The 4,774-nt window shown below is 72.6% G+C and carries 5 protein-coding genes and 1 pseudogene; 2 read left to right on the plus strand and 4 right to left on the minus strand.

The window, feature by feature from the left end; translation table 11 throughout:
- Positions 1-114: 114 nt before the first annotated feature.
- Positions 115-810 (plus strand): ATP-binding cassette domain-containing protein, encoded by a 696-nt coding sequence (locus V7793_RS33500; protein WP_336013467.1) that lies wholly within the window; start codon positions 115-117, stop codon positions 808-810.
- Here the strand turns inward: V7793_RS33500 and V7793_RS33505 are convergent.
- Together V7793_RS33505 and V7793_RS33510 are read right to left on the minus strand one after the other, a co-directional pair.
- Entirely contained in the window at positions 790-1,779 is a 990-nt protein-coding gene (locus V7793_RS33505; RefSeq protein ID WP_336013468.1) for a terpene synthase family protein, read from the minus strand. The two genes, V7793_RS33500 and V7793_RS33505, sit on opposite strands and share 21 nt — an antisense overlap.
- Before the next feature lie 144 nt (positions 1,780-1,923).
- Positions 1,924-2,493, minus strand: coding sequence for a signal peptidase II (locus V7793_RS33510; RefSeq protein ID WP_443058049.1), 570 nt, complete (start codon positions 2,491-2,493; stop codon positions 1,924-1,926).
- A 287-nt stretch (positions 2,494-2,780) separates the two neighbouring features.
- Between V7793_RS33510 and V7793_RS33515 the strand changes: the two are divergent.
- Positions 2,781-2,933: pseudogene (locus V7793_RS33515) on the plus strand (cupin domain-containing protein); the annotation flags it as partial.
- Positions 2,934-3,058: 125 nt separating this feature from the next.
- Here V7793_RS33515 and V7793_RS33520 read toward each other — a convergent pair.
- The gene (locus V7793_RS33520) at positions 3,059-3,592 is read right to left on the minus strand and encodes a DUF402 domain-containing protein (protein ID WP_336013469.1); all 534 of its coding nucleotides are present in this window, start codon (positions 3,590-3,592) and stop codon (positions 3,059-3,061) included.
- A 43-nt stretch (positions 3,593-3,635) separates the two neighbouring features.
- Entirely contained in the window at positions 3,636-4,535 is a 900-nt protein-coding gene (locus V7793_RS33525; protein ID WP_336013470.1) for an esterase/lipase family protein, read from the minus strand.
- Between the last annotated feature and the right edge of the window lie 239 nt (positions 4,536-4,774).

Consider the following 4,774-nt stretch of genomic DNA (forward strand, 5'->3'; position numbering starts at 1 on the left):
GGAAGTGCCCCTGCTGAGCCGGGCCCGGTCGGGCCCCTCGCCGAAGTCGTCGATCTCCGTGTGGAGTTCGGCGGGCGCCGGGGCCTTTGGAGAGGGCGCGGCGCCGTCCACGCCGTGCGCGGCGTCAGCCTGCGCATCGGCGCAGGCGAGACGCTCGGCCTCGTGGGCGAGTCCGGGTCCGGGAAGTCGACCACGGCGAGGGTCCTCGCGGGGCTGCAGCGCCCCACGTCAGGGGCCGTGCGGTTCGACGGCCGGGACATCTCCCGCGCCGCGGCCGACACCCGCCTGCGCCGCGAGCTCAGCCGCGACGTACAGCTGGTCTTCCAGGACCCGTACGCGTCGCTCAACCCGCGCCGCACCGTCGAGGAGATCGTCACCACACCGCTGCGCGTGCACACCGCCCTCGGCAGGGAGGAGCGCCGCGCCCGGGCCGCCGGGCTGCTGGAGCAGGTGGGGCTGCGGGCCGCCCACCTCGGCCGCTACCCGCACGAGTTCTCCGGCGGCCAGCGCCAGCGCATCGGCATCGCCCGCGCCCTGGCCCTCCGCCCCCGTCTGGTCATCGCGGACGAGCCGGTGTCGGCGCTGGACGTCTCCGTGCAGGCACAGGTGCTCAACCTCCTCATGGACCTCCGTGACGAGCTGGGCCTGTCCCTCCTCTTCGTCTCGCACGACCTCGCCGTCGTCCGGCACTTCTGCGACCGGGTGGCGGTGATGCGGGCCGGGACCGTGGTGGAGAGCGGGCCGCGGGACGAGGTGTTCGGCGATCCGAAGGCCCCCTACACGCGCGAGCTACTCGCGGCCACGATGTAGGGCGGTGCCCGCGCCGCCGCTCGTGGAGGGGACGGGAGGTGGCGCGGGACGCCGTGGGCGCAGCAGGTCCACGGGGACGCCGGTGACGTCGTCGGCGAGGAGGAGGGGCCGGTGCCCGCCGGGCTCGGGGGCGGCCACCCCGGCCGGGCCGCCGTGCAGGGCCCACGCCAGCCGGCCGTCCGCCCAGAGCGTGAGGGCGTGGGCGTAGGCGGACACCGCCGGGAGCGCGGCCGGAGGGAGACCGGCCCGGGCCGCCTCGGCCGCGAAGCGGTGGAGCGCATCCCGCAATGCATCCCGGAGCGCACCGGCTTCCGCTCCCGCCCCCACGCCTGCTTTCGCGGCGTCACTCGCGAGGACCGCGGTGGCGGCACCGGACACGGCCCGGAACGACGCCAGCTCGCGTGCGGGCGGCGGGAGTTCGTACCCGCAGACGTACTCGACGAGGTCGAGCGCGGACCCCGCGGCGAGGGCGTCCCGAGGCCGCCGGTCGGCGAGTTCGCGGAAGCGGGCGGCGAAGCGCTCGCGCCATGCGGGCGACATCGCCGGGCCCGTCATCCGCCACACGTCGGCGAGGGCCCTCTGCAGGGCCGTCCGGGCCGGCGGGGTGGGCCCGCCGTCCGTGGGCAGGAAGTCGGGCAGCGCACCGAACCCGAACGCGTACTCCTCCCCGCGGGGATGGCGGCACCGGTCGTCCAGGACGTGGAACCAGACGATCCAGGCCGCGGTCCGCTGCAGCCGCGGGCACGTGGCCTGCGGGGCCACCCGCGCCGCGAGGTCGGCGCAGCGCGCCCGGCGGAAGCGCCGCTGCGCGGAGAAGGACTGGATGAGCCCGGTGCGCCGCACCCACCGGTCGGTGAACGCGGCGGCTTCGCCGATGTGCGGGCTGACCCGCTCGGGTTCGGGTTCGGACTCGGGGAGATCGGTGACCGGCGGCCGGTAACTGGGCACGAGGGACACGACGTTCCTCAAGGACGAGGGATGGGGAGTCACAGCGTCCACCCCCGCACCGCACCGGATCCATGGCCCGGCCCCGGTTCGCCAGCGGCTCATCAGTGCGCGGCCGGGCGCGCGGCGAACCGTGCGCGCCGGGCGGCGACCGGCGGGGCAGGAGGGTCAGGCGGTTTCGGCGCGCTCGCGGCCGGTTTCCCTGCCCGTGCCGTCCAGCTCCCATCCGAGGAAGGAGTAGACCACGATCAGCACGCCCCCGCAGAAGATGGCCCAGTCGGCGAGGTTCATCACGCTGAAGCCGCTGACGGAGATGAAGTCGACGACCGCGCCCTCGAAGCCGCCGGGCGAGCGGAAGAGACGGTCCGTCAGATTGCCGAGCGCACCGCCCAGCAGCAGCCCCAGGGCGACGGCCCACGGGGCGCTGTAGAGCTTGCGCGACAGGCGGACGATCACCACCGCGACGGTTGTGGCGACGATCGTGAGCACGATGGTCATCGCCGAGGCGATGCCGAACGCCCCACCGGGGTTGCGCATCACCTGCAGCTCCAGCCAGCTGCCGATCAACCGGACGGGAGCCCGGTTCTCCAGCCCGGCGACCACGGCCAGCTTGCTGCCCAGGTCGAGCGCGTAGGCGACACCCGTCACCGCGAGGAGCAGGGGTATCCGCCGGCGGGCCGTGACGCCCTCTCCCCGGCCTTCACTGGGCACGCCCGCGGCCCGGCCCGGATCCGTCAAGTTCACTCACCTCGAAGCAGTCTGTCGTCCGGTCGTATCCCGGCTCACCGTTTCGAACCGAACCCGCGGGTACGGGATCGATGTCGTTCACCTCAGCCTACGGACCGCCCCACCCGAGCCCCGGCCCGGCATCCTTTACCGATCGGTCGACCAATCGGCACCGCGGCCCGCCTAGCCTCATCGACGTGACGACGATCAACGTGAACGACACCGCCGCGGCCCTGCAGCAGGAGTGGAACTCCCTCGTGCTGGGGCACGTCGGCCCGGCCTGCATCAAGGTGCTGCGCATGAACGAGCTGCCTCTGGAGGAGGAGAGCCACGACGCCCCGGAAGCCCTGCTCGTCCTCGAAGGGCGGCTCGAACTCGACGTCGCGGGCGAGCCGGTGCCCGTCGAAGCGGGCGGGCTCTACGTGATCCCCGCGGGAACGCCGCACGCGGTCCGCCCGGGCAGCCGCGGCACGCTCGTCATCGTCGAGCTCGATGGGCCCGATGCCCTCGATCCACGCCGGCCCCAGGCGGCGTGCCAGGGATTCGCCCGGCAAGTGACCGCCGCACCGGGCCCGGCTCACCCCTGCAGCCCGCCTCGGCCCAGCAGCCCTGCCAGCCCGGTCGCCCCGCCCGCACGGGCCACGGCCTCCAGTTCGTCCAGCGCCGCACGGGCCCGGCCCGCCGCTGCCGGGTCGTGCTGCTCCAGGCCGCTCTCCTCGAACTCGTCCTCGTCGAGGCGGAGCACCGTGGTGCCGTCCGCCGAGACCCACAGGTCGAGGTCCAGGTCGGTGGAGACGATGCCGTCCGGGGTGATCTGTGCGGGGCGGGTGATGTCGCAGTACCAGCCCTTCAGGGTGCCGTCGGCGGTGCGGACCTCCTTGACGGCGTACCAGCGGTCGCGCCAGTAGTGCTCGGTGAAGACGTCGCCGTGTTCGAAGCGGACGAAGCCGAAGTCCCGGTCCGAGGGGGCCGCCCACGGTGCGCGCACGACGGCGTGGGTGCCGTCGTCGCGGACGACGACCGCGGGGTAACCGATGCCGGACCGGGACTCCTTGACCAGGGTGACCCTCACGTCACCACCGGCCTGCAGAACAGTGTTCGAGGTGCTCATGAAGAGGGAGACTTCCCCATGAGCGGCGCCGGGGCCAGTGGATTTAGCCGATGACGGAGGCGCAGGTGGTCGGGGTGGCGTGCTCCGGGTCGAGGGCGTTGGCGACCTCGTGGGCGACGATGCGGTCGATGGTGCCGATCGCGATGTGCTCGGAGAGGTCCACGGCGCAGAGGTCCTGGAGCAGGATGTTGCGCACGCCGGGGCCGGACAGATAGCCCGAGGTGTAGGGCGTGACGACCTCGTCGTACTTGGTCGCGATGACCGTGTAGCGCACGCCCGGCACGGTGTCGGGGACGGAGTTCATGCGCTTGAGGTAGTCGGAGCCGATCGCCTGGTCGGTGAGACCGGGCGTCAGACCGCCGAGAGCCTTACGGGCTCCGGGAATCTTGTCCATCAAGGTGACCAGACCGGACAGCGTCGTGCCGTGGTTGTTGGGGGCGATGCCGGTGAGGGAGTTCACCTTGTCCTTGCCGCCCAGGAAGTTGAGGTAGTAGCGCGGCATCGCGCCGCCCTGGGAGTGGCCGACGATGTCCACCTTGTCCGCACCGGTGGCCTCGCGGACCTTGTCGACGTACGCGGAGAGCTCCTCGGCCGACTTCGCGATCGGGCCGAGACCGTAGAAGACCGGCACGCCGGGCAGCTTGCCGTAGTCGAGGGAGAAGACGCAGTAGCCGCGGTTCTTCAGGTAGGGCGCGAGGACGAGCCAGTTGTCCCAGGAGTTGCCGAGGGTGCCGTGCACGAGGACGACGGGGCGCGGGTGGGCGGCCGACGGCTTGCAGGAGTAGTCGTTCCAGCCGCTGCTGACGGTCGTGCCGGCGGCAGCGGCGGCACGGGCGTCGTCCGACGGTGCGGCCGCGGCCCCGGGGGCGGTGACGGCGGCGGCCGAGAGGGCGAGAGCCAGGGCGGGGAGCAGGGTGCGCAGGGGTCTCCAGGGCAGCTTCATATGAACACCTCGCTGGTGGGGGATGGTCCCGGCGGTGGGCACACGGGTGACCAGGAACAGGGAGCTGGGCTGAAAGGCCGTTAACTTACCTGCGGGTAAGAATGCGTGGATCTTCCTTGTTCGGTCAAGGAATCCGACACATGTTTTTCATGTGCGGAACGCCGGTTCGTAACAAGGGAGCCGTAGCTCCTCCCCTGCTCAGGCCACTGCCCTCCGGCCCGCCCCCGGTGCCGCCCCCG

Source organism: Streptomyces sp. KLMMK (genome assembly GCF_036961605.1).
In the GTDB taxonomy this organism is placed as follows: domain Bacteria; phylum Actinomycetota; class Actinomycetes; order Streptomycetales; family Streptomycetaceae; genus Streptomyces; species Streptomyces telluris.

Bases quoted from the DNA above. Each gene is read 5' to 3' on its own strand.
- V7793_RS33520 (WP_336013469.1), bottom strand. From the start codon at position 3,592: ATGAGCACCTCGAACACTGTTCTGCAGGCCGGTGGTGACGTGAGGGTC.
- V7793_RS33525 (WP_336013470.1), bottom strand. From the start codon at position 4,535: ATGAAGCTGCCCTGGAGACCCCTGCGCACCCTGCTCCCCGCCCTGGCT.